The 21,087-nt window shown below is 68.0% G+C and carries 18 protein-coding genes; 11 read left to right on the plus strand and 7 right to left on the minus strand.

The window, feature by feature from the left end; all coding sequences use genetic code 11:
- Window positions 1-4: 4 nt before the first annotated feature.
- Genes AAG801_RS10180 through AAG801_RS10190 form a run of 3 tightly spaced genes read left to right on the plus strand, consistent with a single transcriptional unit; the run spans window position 5 to window position 3,593 of the window.
- Window positions 5-1,222 carry a TIGR03087 family PEP-CTERM/XrtA system glycosyltransferase gene (locus AAG801_RS10180; RefSeq protein ID WP_341888279.1) on the plus strand — a complete coding sequence of 406 codons (1,218 nt, stop codon included), beginning with the start codon at window positions 5-7 and terminating at the stop codon, window positions 1,220-1,222.
- Window positions 1,223-1,250: 28 nt separating this feature from the next.
- Window positions 1,251-2,621, plus strand: coding sequence for an O-antigen ligase family protein (locus AAG801_RS10185; protein ID WP_341888280.1), 1,371 nt, complete (start codon window positions 1,251-1,253; stop codon window positions 2,619-2,621).
- Window positions 2,622-2,633: 12 nt separating this feature from the next.
- On the plus strand, window positions 2,634-3,593 hold the full coding sequence (locus AAG801_RS10190; RefSeq protein ID WP_341888281.1) for a polysaccharide deacetylase family protein: 960 nt from the start codon (window positions 2,634-2,636) through the stop codon (window positions 3,591-3,593).
- 21 nt (window positions 3,594-3,614) lie between these two features.
- Here AAG801_RS10190 and AAG801_RS10195 read toward each other — a convergent pair whose 3' ends face one another.
- From AAG801_RS10195 to AAG801_RS10210, 4 genes are read right to left on the minus strand one after another with little or no spacing between them, the layout of a single operon-like run.
- Window positions 3,615-5,429 (minus strand): asparagine synthase-related protein, encoded by a 1,815-nt coding sequence (locus AAG801_RS10195; protein WP_341888282.1) that lies wholly within the window; start codon window positions 5,427-5,429, stop codon window positions 3,615-3,617.
- Window positions 5,426-6,331 (minus strand): hydrolase 1, exosortase A system-associated, encoded by a 906-nt coding sequence (locus tag AAG801_RS10200; protein ID WP_341888283.1) that lies wholly within the window; start codon window positions 6,329-6,331, stop codon window positions 5,426-5,428. Before AAG801_RS10200 ends, AAG801_RS10195 begins: the two co-directional genes overlap by 4 nt.
- The gene (locus tag AAG801_RS10205; protein WP_341888284.1) at window positions 6,328-7,152 is read right to left on the minus strand and encodes a hydrolase 2, exosortase A system-associated; all 825 of its coding nucleotides are present in this window, start codon (window positions 7,150-7,152) and stop codon (window positions 6,328-6,330) included. Before AAG801_RS10205 ends, AAG801_RS10200 begins: the two co-directional genes overlap by 4 nt.
- Window positions 7,149-7,400, minus strand: a complete 252-nt coding sequence (locus AAG801_RS10210) for an acyl carrier protein (protein WP_341888285.1) — start codon at window positions 7,398-7,400, stop codon at window positions 7,149-7,151. The genes AAG801_RS10205 and AAG801_RS10210 overlap by 4 nt, the downstream gene beginning before the upstream one ends.
- 287 nt (window positions 7,401-7,687) lie before the next feature.
- On the opposite strand from AAG801_RS10210, the gene AAG801_RS10215 reads away from it, so the two are divergent.
- From AAG801_RS10215 to AAG801_RS10240, 6 genes are read left to right on the plus strand one after another with little or no spacing between them, the layout of a single operon-like run.
- The gene (locus AAG801_RS10215; protein ID WP_341888286.1) at window positions 7,688-8,965 is read left to right on the plus strand and encodes a class I SAM-dependent methyltransferase; all 1,278 of its coding nucleotides are present in this window, start codon (window positions 7,688-7,690) and stop codon (window positions 8,963-8,965) included.
- 60 nt (window positions 8,966-9,025) lie between these two features.
- Entirely contained in the window at window positions 9,026-10,063 is a 1,038-nt protein-coding gene (locus tag AAG801_RS10220; RefSeq protein WP_341888287.1) for an SDR family oxidoreductase, read from the plus strand.
- On the plus strand, window positions 10,060-10,860 hold the full coding sequence (locus AAG801_RS10225; RefSeq protein WP_341888288.1) for a sugar phosphate nucleotidyltransferase: 801 nt from the start codon (window positions 10,060-10,062) through the stop codon (window positions 10,858-10,860). Before AAG801_RS10220 ends, AAG801_RS10225 begins: the two co-directional genes overlap by 4 nt.
- A 31-nt stretch (window positions 10,861-10,891) precedes the next feature.
- Window positions 10,892-11,575: a PIG-L deacetylase family protein gene (locus AAG801_RS10230; RefSeq protein WP_341888289.1), complete on the plus strand. Its 684-nt coding sequence runs from the start codon at window positions 10,892-10,894 to the stop codon at window positions 11,573-11,575.
- 40 nt (window positions 11,576-11,615) lie between these two features.
- Complete coding sequence (locus AAG801_RS10235) at window positions 11,616-12,473, plus strand: glycosyltransferase (protein WP_341888290.1); 858 nt, start codon at window positions 11,616-11,618, stop codon at window positions 12,471-12,473.
- 4 nt (window positions 12,474-12,477) lie between these two features.
- On the plus strand, window positions 12,478-13,998 hold the full coding sequence (locus AAG801_RS10240) for a lipopolysaccharide biosynthesis protein (RefSeq protein ID WP_341888291.1): 1,521 nt from the start codon (window positions 12,478-12,480) through the stop codon (window positions 13,996-13,998).
- A gap of 13 nt (window positions 13,999-14,011) precedes the next feature.
- Here AAG801_RS10240 and AAG801_RS10245 read toward each other — a convergent pair whose 3' ends face one another.
- Together AAG801_RS10245 and AAG801_RS10250 are read right to left on the minus strand one after the other, a co-directional pair.
- Complete coding sequence (locus tag AAG801_RS10245) at window positions 14,012-15,070, minus strand: hypothetical protein (RefSeq protein WP_341888292.1); 1,059 nt, start codon at window positions 15,068-15,070, stop codon at window positions 14,012-14,014.
- Window positions 15,071-15,269: 199 nt separating this feature from the next.
- Entirely contained in the window at window positions 15,270-16,502 is a 1,233-nt protein-coding gene (locus AAG801_RS10250; protein ID WP_341888293.1) for a class I SAM-dependent methyltransferase, read from the minus strand.
- Between the two features lie 13 nt (window positions 16,503-16,515).
- Between AAG801_RS10250 and AAG801_RS10255 the strand changes: the two genes are divergently transcribed.
- Both AAG801_RS10255 and AAG801_RS10260 read left to right on the plus strand, forming a co-directional pair.
- Complete coding sequence (locus AAG801_RS10255) at window positions 16,516-18,057, plus strand: lipopolysaccharide biosynthesis protein (protein WP_341888294.1); 1,542 nt, start codon at window positions 16,516-16,518, stop codon at window positions 18,055-18,057.
- Window positions 18,058-18,064: 7 nt separating this feature from the next.
- A complete protein-coding gene (locus tag AAG801_RS10260; protein WP_341888295.1) occupies window positions 18,065-19,027 on the plus strand; it encodes a glycosyltransferase in 963 nt (320 codons plus the stop codon).
- 27 nt (window positions 19,028-19,054) lie between these two features.
- Here AAG801_RS10260 and AAG801_RS10265 read toward each other — a convergent pair whose 3' ends face one another.
- On the minus strand, window positions 19,055-20,704 hold the full coding sequence (locus tag AAG801_RS10265) for a hypothetical protein (RefSeq protein WP_341888296.1): 1,650 nt from the start codon (window positions 20,702-20,704) through the stop codon (window positions 19,055-19,057).
- Window positions 20,705-21,087 lie beyond the last annotated feature (383 nt).

Genomic DNA, 21,087 nt, shown 5'->3' on the forward strand with positions numbered 1-21,087 from the left:
CAACGTGCGCATCCTGTTCGTCAGCCACCGATTCCCCTATCCGCCGACCTTCGGCAGCAAGGTCAGGGCGTTCAACATCATCAAGCACCTCGCGCGTTCGCACGAGGTGTCGGTGCTGTCGCTGGCGCGCAGCGACGACGAGGCTCGCGAGGCCACCGGCATCGCGCCGTTCTGCCGCGATTTCTCGGTGTTCCGCGTGCACAACGCGCTGCAGGTGGCCAAGCTCGGGCTGATGCTGCCAACGACGGTCAGTGCCTCCGAGGCCTTCTTCCACAGCGCCGCGATGCGGCGCGAGATCGATCTGCGGCTCGCGGCGCGCAGCTACGACTTCGTGTTCGCGCACTGCTCGGCGGTGGGCCACTATGTCGAATCGCACCGTGGCCTGCCGATGCTGATGGACCTCTGCGACGTCGACTCGCGCAAGTGGCTCGACTACGCCGCCGTGAAGCCCTGGCCGCTGAGCACGGGCTACCGCTGGGAGGCCTGGAGGGTGGAGCGCGCCGAGCGGCGTCAGGCGCAACACTTCGATCGTGTCACGGTGGCCACCCGCGGCGAGGCCGAGTCGCTTGCGGCGATGGGTGTCGGCCAGGGCGTCGACTGGTTTGCGAACGGTGTCGACCTGGACTATTTCCAGCCCGGCGACGTGGCGGCGCAGGAAGACCTGATCACCTTCGTCGGGCGCATGGACTACTTTCCGAACGAGCAGTGCATGGTGGAGTTCTGTGCGACGACCTGGCCGCGGCTGCGGCAACTGCGGCCGAACCTGCGGCTGCAGATCGTCGGCGCGGCGCCGACGGCGCGCGTGATGGCACTCGCGGCCGTCGACGGTGTCAGCGTGACCGGCGCGGTGCCCGACGTGCGGCCCTACGTGCGTGCTTCGGCACTGACCATCGCGCCGCTGAGCATCGCGCGCGGAACGCAGAACAAGATCCTCGAGTCGATGGCAATGGGCGTCCCGGTGGTGGCCAGCACCATCGCTGCGGCCGGTGTCGACGCCGTGCCCGAGGAACACCTGCTGGCGGCCGCCAATGCGGGCGAACTGGCTGAACAGATCCTGCGGGTGCTCGGCGATGCCGCGTTGCGCGGCCGGCTGGCCGCCGCGGGGCGTGAACGGGTGGCGTCGCATCATGCCTGGCCGCAGGCGATGGCGCGCATGGACCGCATCATGGCGGCCTGTTCGGCCTCCCAAGGGCGGGTCGGCGAAGAGGCTGCCGCGCTCTGAACGCGCCAGGCCACAAGGAGCAGACACGATGGCCTCGATGATCGCCTTCGTGCTGGCCTGCGCGGCATTTGCCGTGCTGGCGTTCGCGCGCCATCCCTTGTACGGCCTGTACTTCTATTTCGCCTCCATCTACGTGCATCCGCCCTCGCGCTGGTGGGGGCCCATGCTGCCGGACCTGCGCTGGGCGCTGACCTCGGCGCTGATCACCGCGCTGGCGATCATGTTCCATCGTGGCCGGCTGGCGGCCAAGCCGCCCTGGTATGCCAACGGCATCGCGATGTTGCTGATCCTCTACGCGAGCTGGATGGTGATCCAGTCGGCCTGGGCGCTCGACCTCGCGATGCACCTCGACGGCACGGTCAAGTTCATCAAGTACCTGGTCGCGTTCTGGTTCGTCTACCGCATCTCCGACACCAAGGCGACCATCCGCGAGGTGCAGTTCGGCCATGTGCTCGGCTGCGGCCTGCTCGGCTCCTACGCGATGCTCGTCGGCCGCGACGGCGACCGCCTTGACGGTGTCGGCGGCCCGGGCCTGGACGATGCCAACACCCTGGGCATGTACCTGGCCACCGGCCTCGTGATGGGGCTTGCACTCGTGCTGACCTACCGCGACTGGCGGCGCTGGGCGCTCCTTGGCGTGCTCGGCGTGATCGCCACCGGGTTCGTCCTGGCCAACAGCCGCGGCGCCTTCCTCGGCCTGGTGGCTGGTGGCCTCGTTGTCATGATGACCAAGGCGAGGGCGCACCGGCGCATGTTCTGGGCCCTGGCGGTCGTCGGCATGATCGGCTTCGCGGTGGTGGTCGACAAGACCTTCATCGAGCGCATGTTCACGATCAGCGACGTGGCCAAGACCAGCGAGGATGCTGACGCCAGTGCACGATCGCGGGTGATCATCTACCAGGCCCAGTTGCAGATGTTCTTCGACCATCCCATGGGCGCAGGGCATCGCAGTACGGCCACGCTCAGTCCGCACTACCTCGACAGCCGCTGGCTCACCACCCAGGGCGGTGGTGACACAGCGGTGGCGGAACGCTCCTCGCACAACACCTTCATGACGACGCTGGTGGAGCAGGGCGTCGTCGGATCGCTGCTGTTCATCGGCATGCTGCTGTGGCTGTTCGGGGCGATATTGCGCTTGCGGCGCGTGGCCGGACACTCAGGCGTCGATCCCGACGTGGTCACGATGGGCGGCGCACTGGCCGGCGCGCTCACCGTGGTGATCGTGGCCGGCTCCGCAACCGACTACCTGCTTGCCGAGGTGCAGTTCTGGCTGTTCGCCGCGCTGGCCTCGACCCTGCAACTGGCCGAGGCGCCCTCGGGCCAGGCCGCGCAGGCGCAGGCGGTCGGCGACCCGATTGCCCGCCAGAGCGGCGCGCTGTCGGGTGCTCACCAGCGCTGAACTCCGAGTCCCATGCTTCGACTGCCCGTCTCGCTGATGTCTCCCGGTGGCGCGTCTGCGCGACTGAGCATCCTGATATTTCATCGTGTGCTGCCGGCGCACGACCCACTCAACCCGGACGAGCCGGATGCCGGCGAGTTCGAGCAGCGAATGCGCTGGGTGCGTTCGTGGTTCGACGTGCTCCCGTTGGGCGAGGCGGTGCAGCGGCTGCGCGAGAATCGGCTGCCTGCCCGGGCGATGTCGATCACCTTCGACGATGGCTATGCCGACAATGAAGCGGTCGCCGCCCCCATCCTGCAGCGGCTGGGCCTGCCCGCGACCTTCTTCATCAGTACCGGCTATCTCGACGGCGGCTGCATGTGGAACGACCGTGTCATCGAGGCGGTGCGCCACTGCAGCGATGCCATGCTCGACCTGACGCCGCTCGGCCTGGCGGCCTATCCGCTGACCACGCCCGCTCAGCGGCGCGCTGCCGTGGTGGCCATCCTCAACGGCATCAAGCACCTCGATCCGGCGCAGCGCGCGCGGCGCACCACGCAGATCGTCGTCGCCTGTGGCGATCGACCATCACCCGCGCTGATGATGAGCGGCGATCAGCTGCGGCGCCTGCGCGCTTCGGGCATGGAGATCGGCGCTCACACGGTGACTCATCCGATCCTCACTCGGCTCGACCTCGAGTCGGCGCGCAGCGAAATGGCCGAGGGCAAGGCCGCGCTGGAGCGACTGCTGGGCGAACCGGTCTCGCTGTTCGCCTATCCGAACGGCGTTCCGGGGCAGGACTATGCGGCCGAGCATGCGCGTCTGGCGCGCGAGTGTGGCTTCGAGGCTGCCGTGTCGACGGCCTGGGGCGCGGCACGCGCCGGCACCGACCTGTTCCAGTTGCCGCGCTTCACGCCCTGGGACCGCAGCCGGCTGCGTTTCGGCGCACGGCTGCTCGCCAATCTGGCGCGACGGCAGATCCGCTTTGCCTGAGCCGCAGGTGCGGAGCCGTGCTCAGAGACGGCGCGAATCCAGCCACTGCCCCAGCACCATCAGCAGCCAGACCATCGTGCCGTAGTAGCCCGGATGCTCGTGCAGCCGGCGCTCGAGCAGATCGGTGACGAAGGGCCGCTGCACCAGGCCGCGCGACTCGACGACGCGGATGCTGTCGACCGCCAGGTCGTACAGGGGCCGGTGGCCGATCAGCCACTGCCCGACCGGCAGGCCGAAGCCGTGCTTCTTCTTGGTGAGGATCTCCTGCGGCAGGAAGTCCGCCAGCGCCTGCTTGAAGAACCAGCGCAACTTGGTGCCGCGCAGCTTGAAGTCCGACGGCAGTCCCTGCGAGAACTCGACCAGGCGGTCGTCGAGCAGCGGGAAGGCGACGTCCATGTCGGCCAGCGCGCAGGTGTGCAGCACCTTGGGAAGATCGGTGTCGGCGAGCACGAAGCGCAGGTCGATCGCCAGCATCTGGTTGATCAGGCTGGCGTCCGCATGCGGTGCGTGCGCGGCGACCAGCAGCCGCGTCGGGTGCGACTGGTCGACACTGGCGAGGAACTCCGGGGCGAGCACGTTCTCGGCCCCCAGATGCTGCAGCAGGTTGTACGACTCATAGCGCTGCGGCATCGGCGGGCGGGCCTGCTCCACGTAGCTGCGCAGCTTGCGCAGCCCGGGGGGGCTGCCCAGCGGCGTGCCCAGCAGCAGCGGTTCCACCAGCGCCGTGCGCAAGGTGGCGGGCAGGCGCTGGTAGTGACCGAGCAGCAGTTGCTTCGCATAGCGTTCGTTGCCGCCGAACAGCTCGTCGCCGCCGTCGCCGGCAAGCAGCCGTTCGATGCCCTGCGAGCGCGCGTGGCGTGCGCACAGGTAGGCGGGCACTGCCGAGGCGTTGCCGAAAGGCTGGTCGTAGGCTGTCGCCAGGCGAGGCAGGGCCTCGACCACGTCGGCTGGCGTCACGTAGTACTCCACATGCGCACAACCGAAGTGCCGGGCCGCGATGCGCGCGTACTCGGTCTCGTCGAAGCCGGGCACGTCGAAGCCGATCGAGTAGGCCGGCGCCGGCCGGCCGGACACCCGGCACAGCATGCCGTTGACGGTCGAGCTGTCGGTTCCGCCCGAGAGGAAGGCGCCGACCTGTGCGCCTTCGGTCGACTCGCCGACTGCTGCTTCGAGCAGGGAAACGAACTGCGACTTGAGCCTGCCGAAGTCCGCCGCGTCATCCTCGGCGAACCGGATCTGCCAGTACTGTTGCGGCTCGAGCGTGGCGCCGTCGCCGAACTCGATGCACTGCCCTGCGCCCAGGCGCTGCATGCCGCGGTAGATCGTGTCCGGCCCGGGGCAGACGTGGTAGTAAAGGTAGTCGTAGATCGCCTGGGGCGACAGCACTGGGCGCACTTCCGGGTGGCCGCAGAGCGCGTCGAGCGAGCTGGCGAACAGCAGCGTGTTGCCCAGCCTCGTGTAGACCAGAGGATGAATGCCGATGCGGTCGATCGCAAGCCAGCCTCGTTGCCGCGTCGAGTCCCATGCGGCCAGCGCGAAGTCGCCGCCCAGGTCGGCCAGTGCCTCGCGGCCGCGGGCACGCAGGGCATCGGCGATCTGCTCCGCTGCGGCCAGACGCTGCGCCCCGGCGCGCAGCCGAGGGTGGCCGGCAAGCGCCAGCGTCATGCCATCGTGCTGCCACAGCCGCGGCCGCGCGTTGCCGCCGAACGTTGCCAGCGCCGCCCCGTGCGGCAAGGCGCGGTCGGCCCCGTCGTCGGCGCCGACGCCTGCCAGCATGCCCGCCAGGGCCTGCTGCGGAGCCGCCGCGCCCCCAAACCAGCCGCAAAGTCCTCTCATGTGTCCTCGCTGATCGATGGTCTGGCGGCCGCCAGTTCCTGCAGCCATTGGCAGGTCACGGCCTCGACGCGCTCGGCCCACGGCCGGCTGGAAAAGGTGTGGTCCGCGCCCGCGATGTCGGCGCGGCGAAGGCCGGGTCGCTGCAGCAGGCCGCGCCACTCGGGCGATGCCGATGTGTACTGCAGGAACTCCAGCGCCGTCAGGTCCTTCTCGCTGACCAGAAGCAGCGCCCGACCGGTGAAGCCACGAAGTCCGGCAGCCATGCGAGACTGGAAGCTCGCGACGCTGCCGCGGTTCGTCGCGGCCGGTCGGCGCAGCGCATGCCCGAGGTTGCCGCGCAGGGAGCGCCACGAGGCGCGCCAGTCGAAGCGACCGCCCAGCAGCTTGGCCCAGAACTCGCGCTCGAGCAGTCGCGCGCCGTAGTAATGCTTGACCCGTGCGGCGCCCAGCGTCGCATCGCTGCGTGCCCAGGGGTTGGCCAGGACCAGCCCGGCAACGCGCGGGTCGGCCGTCGCGAACATCATCGCCGCGGCCGCTGCGTCGCAGAGCCCCCAGACGACAAGGCGGCGCGCCTGCGGCACGAGCCGCGCCAGTGCGTCGAGCGCCGCCTGCAGGTCGTCGCCGGCCTGCTCGAAGCTGCGCAGGGCGCCCTCGCTGTCGCCCATGCCGCGGTAGTCGAAGCGCAGGCACGGCACGCCGCATGACGCCACGGCACGTGCGAGCCGGACGAACTGCCGATGGCTGCCGACGCGGTATTGCGGTCCGCCGACCACCACCAGCATCGCCACGTCGAGCGCCACGTCGTTGTGCGCCGGCCGGGTCAGCACGCCCCACAGTCGTTCGCCGCCGCAGTCGATCGCGACGGCTTCGTCGTGCAGTGGTCCGAACGTGGCCTGCGTCATGCCCCGCCCACCCGTTCGAGCGACGACGAGATCAGCGCGTCGCAGTCCTCGATCTCCTGGGTCTGCCAAAACTGAGGACCGTGCACCAGGTCGAGACTGACCTCACGGCCGGCTTCTCGCCAGCCGCTGACCAGCCGCTGCGCGGCGGCCGAGGGTTCCGCGTTGTCCGTGTGAGCCACCTCCAGCCAGGCGATGCGCCCACCGGCGCCGGGCGGGAGCTTGAACTCGGCTTGCTTCAGTGCCGCGGCCAGTTCGGGTGCGAGCTCGTAGCCGCCGAGTTCGACCGTCTCGCCGTCGGACAGGCGCTGCGCCGGCGTGCGATCCGCCGGTGTCGCCTTCTCGGCGCCGACGATGCGCGCACCGGCGTGCAGGCGCAAGAACTGCTGCAGCACGCCGGCGCCCGAGACGGCGGGCTGCCACAGCAGCAAGTGCGCATCGGGGCGCGTCTCGAGCAGCGCCGGCAGCAGCAAGGCACCGGCGCGCACTCCCCAGAGCCACAGCGGGCGATCGGGGTCGGCACCACGGACCTCGTCGCGCAGGTCGGCGATCCAGTCTGCCCAGCGAGCGGCGCGGAACTCGCCGGCACTGTCGCCGCAGCCGGCCAGATCGGACTGCAGCACGCGCCATCCGGCCTGTGCCAGGCCGCGCGCGAGCCTGGCGCACATGCGGCGCGACTTGTTCATCTCCTCGGCGAAGGCGTGCGCCCACAGCACCGTGCCGATGGCCTGGCCACCGGCGGGCTCGGTGATCATGACGAATCGGTGACCGCCCGACCCTGGCACGAAACGCGCCGCCTGGGCCACCGGCCGGGCCGTCGTCATGCGTTGAGCTTGGACTCGACGAACTGCACGAGGCTGGCCACGGACTCGAACGTGCGGCCGTCGACCTCGTCGTCGTCAATAGCGAAGCCGAAGCGCTCCTCGAGCGCCGTGAGAATGGACACCACCGCCATGGAATCCAGTTCCGCCACGTGCCCCAGCAGCAGTGACGAGCCATCCAGCGGCTTGGCGCCCGCTGGCAGGTTGAGGACGGACTGCAGGGTCTGGATGACTTGCTGTTCGGTGTTCACGGCGACGCTCTTCGGGAATGAGACGATGACGCCTGACCGGCGCCCTCGCGGGGTGCCGGCGGATTGTAGGTGTCGCCCGGGTGCGAGCAGCCCCCCTGTTGCAGGTGCGCACCGTCGGTGCAGGGCGCTCGCGTGACAAATCTGTCCGCATGCTGCGGCGAGCACGGGCACCCTGCACCTTGGGGGGGCCGGCCCGCCCAGCGCGACCCGCAACAATGCGATCATCCGCGCACCTCTCACAGAGGCAGTTGTGATCGCGCCAGCGCGCTAACCGACGCCCATCTCCCATGAGCAACAGCGAATCGAACCCGGCCCAATCAATCTCTCGCGGCGCGCGCAGCTTCCACTGCCGCTTCTGCCGCGCCCCCCTCACGACGACCTTCGTCGACCTCGGCTTGTCGCCCTTGTGCCAGACGCACATCGCGCCCGAACAGCTGCACGAGATGGAGCCGTTCTACCCGCTGCATGCCTACGTCTGCGACGAGTGCCGGCTGGTGCAATTGCAGGAGTTTGTCTCGCCACAGAGCATCTTCTCCGAGTACGCCTACTTCTCGTCCTACTCGAGCAGCTGGGTCGAGCATGCCAGGCGCTATGCCCACATGGCGATCGATCGCTTCGGTCTCGGCGCCGGCAGCAAGGTGATGGAGATCGCCAGCAACGACGGCTACCTGCTGCAGCATTTCGTCGCCGCAAAGGTGCCGGTGCTCGGCATCGAGCCGGCGGCCAACGTGGCCAAGGTGGCCGTCGACAAGGGTGTCCCGACGACAGTGCGGTTCTTCGGCCGCGAGACGGCTGCCGCGATCGCCGGCGAACATGGCCGGCCCGACCTCCTGCTGGGCAACAACGTGCTGGCGCACGTGCCCGACCTGAACGATTTCGTCGCCGGCATGAAGGTGCTGCTGGCACCGGGCGGTGCGATCACGATGGAGTTCCCGCACCTGCAGCGCCTGATGGCGGACAATCAGTTCGACACCATCTACCACGAGCACTTCAGCTACTTCTCCTTCGTGGCGGTCGAGAAGGTGTTCGCCCACCACGGACTGACGATGTTCGACGTCGAGGAGCTGCCCACGCACGGCGGCTCGCTGCGGATCTACGCGCGCCACGCCGAAAACGACGCGCTGCCGGTGGGGCCCCGGGTGGGTGCGCTGCGCCAGCGCGAGATCGACGATGGATTCCTGACGATGGAGCGCTATCGCGGGTTCGGTGAGAAGGTGATGGAGACGAAGCGCAAATTGCTCGCGTTCCTGATCGACGCGAAGAATCGCGGCAAGAAGGTGGTTGGCTACGGAGCGCCGGGCAAGGGCAACACGCTGCTGAACTACTGCGGCATCCGCAACGACTTCCTCGACTTCACCACCGACGCCAACCCCTACAAGCAGGGCAAGTTCACGCCGGGCACGCGCATTCCGATCCTCGCTCCGGCAGCGATCCGCGAGGCCCGGCCCGACTACGTGCTGATCCTGCCGTGGAACCTGAAGGACGAGATCAGCCGCGAGGCGTCGTACATTTCGGAGTGGGGTGGCCGGTTCGTGGTCCCCATCCCCGAGGTCAGGGTGCTCTGACCGCACCGAACGCGGGTGGCTGTCGGGGTACCCGTCTCACACACTACAACGAAAACCAACATGAAGATTCTCGTCACTGGCACCGAGGGCTACATCGGTGCGCGCCTGGCCCCGTGGTTGCAGTCCCATGGGCACGAGGTCGTCGGGCTCGATACCGGCTTCTACCGCGACGGCTGCCTCTACCTTGACCCAATCGGTCTGCAGGTCATGCCGCGCACGGTCTTCAAGGACTTGCGGGAGGTCACGCCCGAAGACTTCGCTGGCTTCGACGCGGTGATCCACCTGGCCGAACTGTCCAACGATCCGCTCGGTCAGAACCGCCCCGAGATCACCTTCAAGATCAATCACGAGGGTTCCGTGCGCATCGCCGAGGCGGCGAAGCGGGCCGGGGTCAAGCGCTTCGTCTATGCCTCGTCGTGCAGCGTCTATGGCGTGGGCACCGGTGACTTCCTCGACGAGCAGGCGCCGGTGAATCCGCAGACCGCCTACGCGCAATGCAAGGTGCTGGTCGAGCGCGACCTGCTGCCCATGGCCGATGACAGCTTCTCGGTCGTCTTCCTGCGCAACGCCACGGCCTATGGTCCGTCGCCGCGGATGCGCTTCGACATCGTGCTCAACGATTTGTGCGCATTGGCGTGGACGAAGAAGAAGATCGCGATGGTCAGCGACGGCAGCCCCTGGCGCCCGATCGTGCACATCGAGGACATCTGCGAGGCGATGCGCTGTGCGGCCGAGGCGCCGGCGGACGCTGTCAACGGGCAGGTCTACAACGTCGGGCGCGACGGCGAGAACTACCGGATCCGCGAGATTGCCGACATCGTCGCCGCCGCCTTCCCCGGCTGCGAAGTCAGCGCAGGCCCGCCGAGCAAGGACAACCGCAGCTACCGCGTGTCGTTCGCCAAGATCGCCTCCAAGCTGCCGGGCTACCAGGCCCGCTGGACCGCGCAGCTCGGCGCAGAGGAACTGCGCAGGCTGTTCGAACGCATCGACTTCTCGCAGGAAACCTTCGAGTACCGCGCCTTCACCCGACTGAAGCAGCTCAAGTACCTGCAGCGCACGCATCAAGTGGACGACGATCTGTTCTGGAGCGCCCGATGAAGGTCGTCCTGTTCTGCGGTGGTCTGGGCACGCGCCTGCGCGAGCACTCCGAGACCATCCCGAAGCCGCTGGTGAACATCGGCATCCGGCCGATCATCTGGCACCTGATGCGCTACTACGCGCACTACGGACACAAGGACTTCGTTCTGTGCCTGGGCTATCGGGGGGACCTGATCCGCGAGTACTTCCTGAACTACAACGAGTGCATGTCGAACGACTTCGTCATGTCCGAGGGCGGGCGCCGCATCGAGCCACTGCGTACCGACATCGCCGACTGGCGCATCACCTTCGTCGACACCGGCATGCACTCCAACCTCGGCCAGCGGCTGCTGCGCGTGCGCGAGTACCTGGACGGCGAGGAGATGTTCCTGGCGAACTACTCCGACGGCCTGTCCGATTTGCGCCTGGACAGCTACATCGAGGACTTCAAGCAGCGCGGCGTGATCGCCGGCGGGCTGGCAGTGCGACCTTCGCAGAGCCTGCACGCGATCCGCGTCGACGATCAGGGCGTGGTCAACGCCATCGAGAGCGTGCGCGACTCCGACTACTGGATCAACGGTGGCTTCTTCTGCCTTCGGCGCGAGATCTTCGACCACCTGCACGAGGGCGAGGAACTCGTCGAGCAGCCGTTCCAGCGCCTGATCGCCAAGCGCCAGCTGTGGACTCATCGTCACTCGGGCTTCTTCGCGTCGATGGACACGTTCAAGGACAAGATCACGCTCGACCGGATGGAGGCGCTGGGCAATTGCCCTTGGATGGTGTGGCGGCAGCCCGCGCCGGCCACCGCGGCGTTGTGAGCACGGGCAGCAACAGCTCGCGGGTGGGCGGATGCTGAAGCTGCAGCCGCTTGCGGCGCCGGGCGAGCCCTTGCATGTACTGTGCATCGGTGCCCACAGCGACGACATCGAGATCGGTTGTGCCGGGACCCTGCTCGAGTGGCTGGGCAGCGGCTGTCGCCTGAAGGTGAGCTGGATGGTGCTGACCGGAGAGGGGCAGCGCCGAAGCGAGGCGACTCGCAGCGCCCGTGCCCTGCTTCGTCGCGCGGAGTCCGTCGACTACCATTTCGGCGCCTTCCGCGACGGCTTCCTGCCGGCGCAGTACGAACAGGTCAAGGCCTTCTTCGAGCACGTGCGCCAGCAGGTGTCTCCAGGACTCGTGTTCACCCACCGGCTGGAAGACCGGCATCAGGACCACCGCATGGCCGCTGAGCTGACCTGGAACACCTGGCGTGACCAGATGGTGCTCGAGTACGAGATTCCCAAGTACGAAGGCGACCTCGGCCAGCCCAACCTGTACGTGCCGCTCTCGGCGCAGGTGGCACGGCGCAAGGCCTCGCATCTGCAGCGGCACTTCGGCACGCAGCGATCGAAGGCGTGGTTCAGCGAGGACACCTTCCTCGGCCTGAGCCGTTTGCGTGGCATCGAGTGCCGGGCCGAAGGGGGGCATGCCGAGGCCTTCCATGTGCGCAAGGCATGCCTTGCCGTCAGCCCGTCTGCCGGCCGGAGCCGCTGAAGAGGCCGGGATGGCAAGCACGCCCGTGGTCAGTGTCGGCATGCCGGCCTACAACAGCGAGAAGACGCTGCGCCAGTCGATCGACTGCCTGCTTGGACAGACCCTGTCCGATCTGGAACTGGTCGTCAGCGACAACGCCTCGACGGACGGCACCTGGGACATCCTGCAGGACTATGCGCGCCGCGACGCACGCGTCCGGCCGATCCGGCAGCCGGTCAACATCGGCGCCAACGGCAACTACAGCGCCGTGTTCCTGGCCTCTCGCGGCCGCTATTTCAAGTGGGCTTCGTCGAACGACTGGTGTGCGCCGCGGCTGCTGCAGGCCTGCGTCGATCGGCTCGAGGCCGATCCGGGCACGGTGCTGGTCGCGCCGCGCACGAGATTGTTCGAGTCCGGCGTCGACGACGCGGTCGACTACCGCGATGACATCGCCTGTCGCGACGACAACCCGGTACAGCGCTTCATCCACGTCGGCACCCACTTGGCGCTGAACAACGTCATGAACGGCGTGGTGCGCCGCGACGCTCTGGCGAAGACCCGCCTGATCGAACACTATCCGGGGGCAGACGTGGTGCTCGTCGCGCATCTGGCGTTGCTGGGCAAGATCGACCTGCTCGACGAACCGCTGTTCCATCGCCGCATGGATGCCGCCACGGCCACCCGACTGATGAACTCGGCCGACGTGCATCGCCATCACTACCCGGTGCCGACCTGGCGCGCCAGCCTGCCGTCGTGGCGGCTCGCCGCGGGCTGGCTGCGCGTCGCGCTGCTGACAGGCGGATTGTCGCTGCGTGATCGCGCGGCGGCCGTGGACTGGGTGCTCAGACGTGCCTACTGGAGTCGCGCCGACATCGGGCGCGACCTGGTCGAACTGCTTCGCCTGGGGCGGCGATCCTGAGTCGATGAGCGCCGACAGGGGCCACGAGGCCGGCGCTCGCTCGCTGGACCATTCGCTGGTTTCCGGCATGGCCTGGACCGCGGCGCTGCGCTGGCCGGCGCAGGCGATCAGCTGGATTGCCACCGCCTATGCGGCGCGGCTGCTGGCTCCGTCGGACTACGGTCTGGTCTCGATGGCAATGCTGGCGATCGGCCTGGTGCGCATGGTCGAGGACTTCGGGCTGGATGCCATCCTCGTCCAGGACCGCAGCATCGTCGGCGTTCAGCAGGCGCGGCTGGCCGGCTTCGTGCTGCTGGCGGGCGTTACGCTGAGCCTCCTGTTCGTCGGCCTGGCGGTGCCGGTGTCGCACTTCTTCGGCGAGGCCCAGGTGGCGCCGATCGTGATGCTGCTCAGCCTGCTGTGCGTCGCCGATGCGCTGCAGGTGGTGCCCCGCGCCGCGCTGCAGCGCGAGATGCAGTTCGCCCGCTTGGCATGGGCGCAGTTCCTGCAAGTGATGGTGACCCAGGGCACCCTGGTGCTTGGCGCGACGCTCGGCTGGGGCGTCTGGGCGCTGGTGTTCAACTCGTTGGCTGGCGCCGCCGCCGTGACGCTGCTGCTGCTGTGGTGGCATCCGTATCGCGTCAGCGTTCCTCGCGAGTTCGGCACGCTGGCCAGGCCGTTGCTGCAGGGCTGGCGCGTGCTGGCCTCGCGCATGGCGTACTACGGCTACAGCAATGCCGATCAGGTCGTGGTGGGCAAGCTGATCGGCAAGGAGGCGCTCGGCGCCTATTCGTTCGCAACCACGCTGTCGACCACGCTGTCGCAGGAGATTGCTTCGGTGGTCAGTCGCGTGGTGCCGGGCATCTTCAGCGCGGTGCAGAAGGACCCGGCCGAACTTCGCCGCTACTTCCTTCTGCTCACCGAACTGGTGGCCTACGTCACGCTGCCGATCTCCGTGGGCATCGCCCTCACGGCCGACTACGCCGTGAGCATCGTGCTCGGGCCGCAGTGGGAGGCGGTCGTCATGCCGCTGCGCCTGCTGTGCATCTACGCCGGCTACTACACCTGCCAGATGCTGATCGGCCCGGTGCTGATGTGGACGGGGCAGTTCCGAGCCAACATGTGGTGCAGCGTGCTCGCGGGCATCGGATTGCCGCTGGGCTTCCTGATCGGCAGCCGTGGCGGGCTCGAGGGTGTCGCCCTGTCCTGGTCGATCGTCTTCCCGCTGGTCAACCTGCCCGCGATGATCATCGCGTTCCGCACCATGCGCAGCGGCTTCCTGGAGTGGCTGAATGCCCTGATGCCGGCGGCGCTGGCCAGTCTGGTGCTCAGTGCCGCCGTGCTCGGCGCCAGGGCGCTGCTAAGCCCGGAACTCGCCACGGGCTGGGCCGCAGCGATCGCCGTGCTTGCCGGCGCGCTGGGCTACCTGGCCGCACTGGGCTTGCTGTTTCGCCGCCGCGTTCTGGTGATCTGGGCGTTCCTCATGGCCCTGCGAAACCAGCGCGACGCGGCCGGCCGGGCCAGCGCAGCCGCGCCGGCAGCCTGACGGGCCGGCCCGCTCAGGCCTGTTTCGATCCCGCACCCGCCGGCGGCTCGGCGCGACGCAGCCAGATCTCGCGGAAGTAGGTGCTCGACGCCCGCGGGCAGCCGAGACGGCTCTCGGTCAGTTCGGCGCGGCAGTAGACGTTCTCCAGGCGGATGCACGGTGTCTTCATCGTCGTCATCTTGCCGGTCTTCTCGTGGATCAGCTTGGTGACACGCGACTGCACCTGATAGCGCTCGTCGCAGTACTTGAGCATCTCCGGGTCGTAGCGCATGCCGCGATTGAAGCCGTCCGGGGTGATGGTCGCCGCGATCTCCTTCGGCGAGCGCACCACGACCCACTCACCCGGCTGCAGATCGAGCGACTCGGCCGGTGTTGCGGTGCCCTTCTGGACCTGTCCATGGATCTCCGGGTAGGGCTTGCCGCCGCGCCAGCGTTGCAGCCTGTTGTACAGGCCGACCCAGAAACGATAGCCAACGCCGAGGTGGACGATCTTCCGGTAGCCAGACATCAGCAGGAGCCTGGCCATGTGCAGCGCGCTGTGATTGCCGCCGCGCACGTCGCAGACGTACTGGCGGGTGTCCCACCACGGCAGTGGCTCGCTGGCCTCGTAGATCGAAGTCGTCTGGCAAACCCACACCGGGTCGGCCGGATCGCTGCCGGGCGCATGGCGTGCCTGCATCACGTCGTCGGGTGTCGGTGCGCCGGCGCGCTGCGGCACCTCGGGTGACGATCCCTCGGCACGCCGCAGCCAGGCTTCCTTCCAGAAGAACACGCAGTCGGCCTGGCAGCCTTCGTGCTGCCCGCCGTCACAGCGGCCGCCTTCCAGATGCACGGTGTCGTGGAGGCGCCGGCCCCCGGTGTTGTGAATCGAGGTGTCGCAGGTCTTGTGAGCCGTCTTCGCGACGCGCAAGCGCCGCCCACACAGTTCGAACATCTCCGGCTGGAACTGCAGGCCATCGAGGCGGCAGTCTGGACCGAGCGTGGCAAGTATCTCGTTCTGGCTGCGCACGACGACCCAATCGCCGGCGCGTAGGCCCAGACTCAGTTGTTTGGAGAGTGCGCTGCGAGGCATAGGCAACAGTGTCGGTTAGGGGTGGAAGCCGGGGGCCCGATTGTGCGGTGAAGCCGGCGTCCGGGGCGTGCGTTGTTCACGCCCGGACACGTGCCCGCTTCCCCCCGACCAAGGGGGCCATGCTGCGCATCACCTCCGGCCGCGGCTATGCTCGAGCGTCCGACCCCAGCAAGCCTCGGAGCGCCCCCGATCGTCGCCATCACCCGCACAGATCGGCGATCGTGCAGAGCTCGGTGTCCACGCCCATGTCCACCAGGCGGGCGCGGACTTCATCCACATAGACCGGATTCATCAGGATCACATGCCCGGGGCGTATCGCCTTCAACTGCTCCGGTGCGTGCACCGCGAGGCCCGTGCCCGGCAGGAAGCGACCGTGACGCTGCTCGCTCAGGTCGACGGCGCAATGCACGAGGTCGGCCTGCTTCAGCGCGGCGAGGAAGCCCACCGTCTTGGCCGCACCTTGCCAGACCGCGATGGGACGTCCCATCGCTGCCATGCGCACGAGCGACTCGTCGCAGCAGGACACGGCGCGTTGAACCTCACCGCCGAAGCGGTGGCACAACTCGACCAGTCCGCGCACCCGCGGTGCGGACTGCGCAGCGGCGTCGACCGGCGCCGCACGCGCGGCGCGGGCCTCGATCAGCAGGTACTGCCCGCCGTAGGCGAGTTCCTGGCGCAGCACCTCGAGCCCGGCACGTTCAAAGGCGCTTCGCAGGGTGTCCGTGGTGAAGTAGCTGCAGTGCTCGTAGTACACGTCCCAGAACGCACCTTCGGCCAGCACCCGGTGGGCGTCCGGCAGTTCGAAGAGCACCACGCGCTGCGGGTCCCTCGCAGCCCACTGCCCGACGCGCCCGAGGAAGCCGTGCACCGGCCCGATGTGCTCCAGGGTGTGCCGGCACACCAGCGCGTCGGCGCGGAGATCGAGCAGATCGTCGTCGAACGCGGCCGCATGAATGTGCAGGCGGGGATCCGCCTGCCCCGGCGCCTCGGTCGCCAGCGGATCGACGCCGATCACCTGCGCGACGCCTTGCCCGAGCATCAGGTGCAGGAAGTCCCCGTGCCCGCATCCGATCTCGAGCACCGACTTGCCCTGCAGCCGATGGCGCTCGATCCATTGCGCGGCCAGACCGCGTGCGAACTGACCGAAATGCGCCGAGGCGGCCTGGGAGCTCTCGTAGCGGGCGCCCAGTTCGGCGCGCGCCGCATCGAAACTGCGGTTGAATACGAAGCCGCACGACTCGCACACCGCCAGCTCGACACGACCCATCGGCACGGCGCGTGCCTCGGCGACGCTGTCGAATATCGACGTGCAGGTGACCGGCGTCGCGGCGATGCTGTGGAACGGCGTGGTGCGTTCACCGTGGCAGGCCGGGCAGGAAGTTGTCGTCATGTCCACGGAGGCAGTGTGCATTGGAGTTCGGCCATCGGCCACGGGCGGGGTCGAAATGACGAACCCCTTTTCAATCATAGATCGCCGAGACGCCATGACTGATTCGATCCAGGGCCGCATGGCCCGAGGCGCCGCCTGGATGGTGCTGTTCAAGCTGGTCGAGCGAAGCCTGGGCCTGATCAGCACGCTGATTCTTGCGCGGCTGCTCGTGCCTGGAGACTTCGGTGTCGTCGCGATGGCGATGTCCTTCGTGCTGATGGCCGAACTGCTGACGGCGTTCGGATTCGACGTCGCGATCATCCAGAACCAGAACGCCACCGAGGAGCACTACAGCACCGCATGGACGGGCAACCTGCTGCTGGGTGTCGGCATCACGGTGCTGATGCTCGTGGCGGCATGGCCGATCGCGAGCTTCTACGGCAGGCCCGAGCTGTCCCTGGTGGTTTGTGCCCTGGCCCTCGGGCCGTTGTTCAGCGGTGCGGAGAACATCGGCATCGTCGCGTTCCGCAAGGAGCTCGACTTCCGCCGCGAGTTCCGGTTCCAGATCACGCGCAAGTTGATCGCCTTCGCCGTCGTCGTTCCGATGGCGCTGGTGTTCCGCAACTACTGGGCGCTCGTCGCCGGCACGCTGGTGTCCAAGCTGGGCTCGACGATCATCAGCTACCTGATGCACCCGTTCCGCCCTCGCTTCACGCTGGTGCAGATCCGTCCGATGATGCACTTCTCGCGCTGGCTGCTCTTCAACAACGTGGTCTCCTTTCTCAAGGAGCGCTCGTCCGATTTCTTCATCGGCCGCTTTCACGGTGCGCCGGCGCTCGGTCTCTACAACATCGCCTACGAGTTCGCCCATCTGCCGACCACCGAACTCGGTGCGCCGATCAACCGTGCCCTGGTGCCGGGCTTCGCCAAGCTGTCGCTCGCCGACGAGATCCACGCGGCCTACCGCAACGCCGTGGCCATGCTGGCGACCGTGGCACTGCCCGCCGCGGCAGGCATCTTCGCGGTCGCGCCGTTGCTGGTGCCCGTGGTCTTCGGTCCAAAGTGGCTGGCAGCCGTGCCACTGATGCAACTGCTCTGCTTCAATGGCGCGCTGCTGCTGTTTCACTCGTCGATCTGCGCGGTGCTGGTGGCGCGTGGCCATCCGGCGCGAGTGACGCGGGTCAACGCCATCTACGTCCTCCTCCTCCTTTGCGGACTGGCGGTCGGTTCGCAGCTCGGAGGCGTCGAATGGGCAGCGGTCGCGGCACTGGCCACGTCGTTCGCGTGCACGCCCATCTACCTCTACGAGATGAAGCGTTGCCTCGGTGTTGCGCCTGGCGTGTTCGTCTCGGCGCTCGTGCGACCGGTTGGCGCCTCGGGGGTCATGCTGGCGACGCTCCTGCTCGTCCTGCCAGGCCGTGACCATGGCCTGCCGCTTCCTGCATCGGTGCTTTGGCTGGGCCTGGGCATCGGGCTCGGTGCCGCGGTCTACCTGGCCGTACTGGTTGTCGCCTGGATCGCCGTCGGCAGGCCCGACGGCCCCGAACGCATGCTGGCCGACCGCCTGCGTGCCAGACTTGCACGCCCCGCGGCCCCGGCGCAGGGCAGCCACCGCTAGACAGACCATGAACCGCCCGCTCGTATCCGTCATCCTGCCGACCTACAACTGCGGTCGATTCGTTGCCGACGCCATCGACAGCGTGCTGTCGCAGTCTTATCAGCCCATCGAAGTGGTGGTCGTCGACGATGGCTCCACGGACGACACGCTCGACGTGGTGGCCCGTTTCGGCGACCGCGTGCGTGTGTTCACGCAGGCCAATGCCGGGCCTGCCGCGGCGCGCAATCGCGCCGTGAGCGAGGCTCGGGGCGAGTACCTGGCCTTCCTCGACGGCGACGATCTCTGGCTGCCCGGGCACACCGAGACCTTGATGGGCCAGTTCGAGCGGCAGCCCGACTGCCGCGTCGTCTATGGTGACTGGCTGGTGTGGCATCCAGACGAGGACGGTGGCTTCCCGCCCTTGCAGGTGCCTGCCCCGATCTTGGCTCCTCGCGTCGATCCGCTCGGCTCCGGATGGTTGTACTCGCGGCTGCTGTTCGATTCCGTCATCCACATCATCGCGTCGGTCATCCACCGCTCGGTCTTCGACGCCGTCGGGGGCTTCGACCAGACCCTTCGGACCGGCTCGGACTACGATTTCTGGCTCAAGGTGTCGCGACGCCATCCTGCCGTCAAGCTGGACGTGCCGGTCGCCGTCTACCGCCAGAACCACAGCTCGGTGACGTACACCCTGCGCAAGGAAAACAACGCCTATCGGCTGCTCAAGCGAGCGATCGAAACCTATGGTCTGGTCGACGATGGGGGGCATGCCGTCCCAGCGTCGGCCGCCCGGAGGCGGCTCGCCGCGCTCGCGTTCCTGCACGGCTATCGACACTACTGGGATGGCGATGCGGACGTCGCAGTGCAGTCGTTTCGCCAGGCGCTGTCGCATCATCCATGGCAGCCCAAGGCGGCTGCCTACCTGCTGGCCTCGCTGGCCCGGTGCTGGGGCCTGCCGCGTCCGACCCGTGGGCGAGGCACGGCCCGCTGAACTGCGGTCAGGCCGGCACGCGCGGTCTCATTCGGTCCAGAGTGACGCCTTGTTGTTCGGGTCCGCCCAGACAGGGTGATGTCCGGCGCCGGACTTGTCGGAGATGTCCGACGGCGTCGGGTTGACGTTCATGTACCAGACGCTGGCGCTGCCTTGCGTCGTGACCAGCTTGTCCGCCGCTGCCTCGGCCAGCGTGTCGGCCTCGCTGAGCACCTTGTTGAAGATCTTGATTCCGCGCAGCACACCGCTGAGCCGCTCGTGCTGGTAGTTCGCATACCAGGGGGAGTCGCCGAATGTCAGGGCCGGGGCCGGCGGATTCTTGGTGCCGAAGTAGGCCGGCGAGGTCACCTGGATGACATCTCCCGCAGCGGTGGAGGGCAGGTCGATGTAGAACCGCGCCGTCTTGGTACCGTCGGCGTTCACGGTGATGCGCAGGGCCTGCGTGTACCAGCGATCCTTGGCGACCGGCTTGCTGCCGCCGCTCATCGTCGCGATGAAGTCGGAGCCGTAGTCGAGCCCGCCGATCTCCCAATCGTGCGTTGTCGTCGAGGTGCCGCCGCCGCGTGGATAGGGGTGCGCACCGTAGTAGCTGTCGGGCTTGCCGGCGTTCCACTCGAAGGTGCCGTTGTTGGACCACCAGAATGTCACGTAGTAGCCGGCCTGCTGGCGTGGCTTGTACTTCCAGACGTAGGTGACACCGCCATTGCCGGCGCCCCACATCGGTAGCCCGTTGTTCTGCGGATTGAGGAACTGGAAGGCAACGAACGCATTGGTCGGCGCGTCATTGTTGCTCGGGAAGTTCAGGCCCGTGATGGCTCCGCTGGCCGCCGCGACAACGACGGTGACCGACTGCATGACCGTACCGCCGCTGCCGGTGCAACTGATCGTGTAAGTGCCCGTGGCGGCGAGGGGGGCAGTCTGGAAGCTGCCCGAGGTCGCCAGGGCGCCGCTCCAGGCCCCGCTGGCGCTGCAGGAACTCGCCTGGGTCGACGACCAGGAGAGCGTGGTCGTCCCTCCACTGGTCAGATTGGTGCTCGAAGCGGTCAGCGTGACTGTCGGTGCGGGTGCCGGGGCAGGCGCAGGTGCCGGACCAGGAGCGGGTGCCGGAGCAGGAGCGGGTGCCGGAGCAGGAGCAGGAGCGGGTGCCGGCGCAGGAGCGGGTGCCGGCGCAGGAGCAGGAGCAGGAGCAGGAGCCGCGGTACGTGTCATCACGCCCGAGCGCCGAGTCGAGTTGCCGGCGGCGTCTTCCGCGACGATCGTAATCGTGTTGTCACCGGTCTGCAGTTGCAGCGACGGAACGCTCCAGGTGGCCTGCTTGACGCTTCCGCTGAGCGCGGCAGTACCGCTGCCGCCGCGACTGTTGCTCCAGCGAACCCGGTAGATCCAGAGGTTGTCGCTGACCGCGCCACTCAGGCTGACGGAACCGCTCGCGTTCGGCGCCGTGCTGGAGCCCTCACCCAGCACAGGGGGCGCTGAGTCCACCCGTTGCCAGCGCAGGCGAGCGGCCGAGTCCAGTTCCGGGCTGTCCAGCGAGGGTGTCTCGAGGTTCTCGTCGGCGCCGCCACAGCCACTCAGCACGAGGCAGGCCATGGCCTGGGACAGCAGCAGATTGACTCGGGTCATCTTCATTTCGTTGGGCTCGGCGGTGGGCGGCAGTTGATCGACAGCAGCTTCCATACTAGGCGCGCTGCCGCGGGGTCTGGTAACAGAGGTGTCTGCCCCCCGATGTCGGTGGCCAGGCGAGCCTTTGCGCGGGAGTGCGAGGTTTCCAAGGTAGAGTCCTTCGCTGTGGCAGCAGTGCCGATCAGACCGAGCTTCGACTTTGTAGCGGGCTTGTTACACATCGACGACAAACCCTTGGCTAGTTCGCGGCGACTACCGCGAAAGTTGGTTGTAGTCGGCTCAGTCCGGCGGCGTCTGTGCGTTGACGTACGCATCGGGCGGCGTGGCGCGGCCCAGGGGCTTGCTCCGCACGAGGTCGCGCCAACGCGACCCGGTGCTGCGATTCACCCTCGCGTCAGCCGCATTGTCTCCAGCCGCACAGCGATTGAGCGGCCCGG

This window comes from Variovorax sp. YR752 (assembly GCF_943372545.1).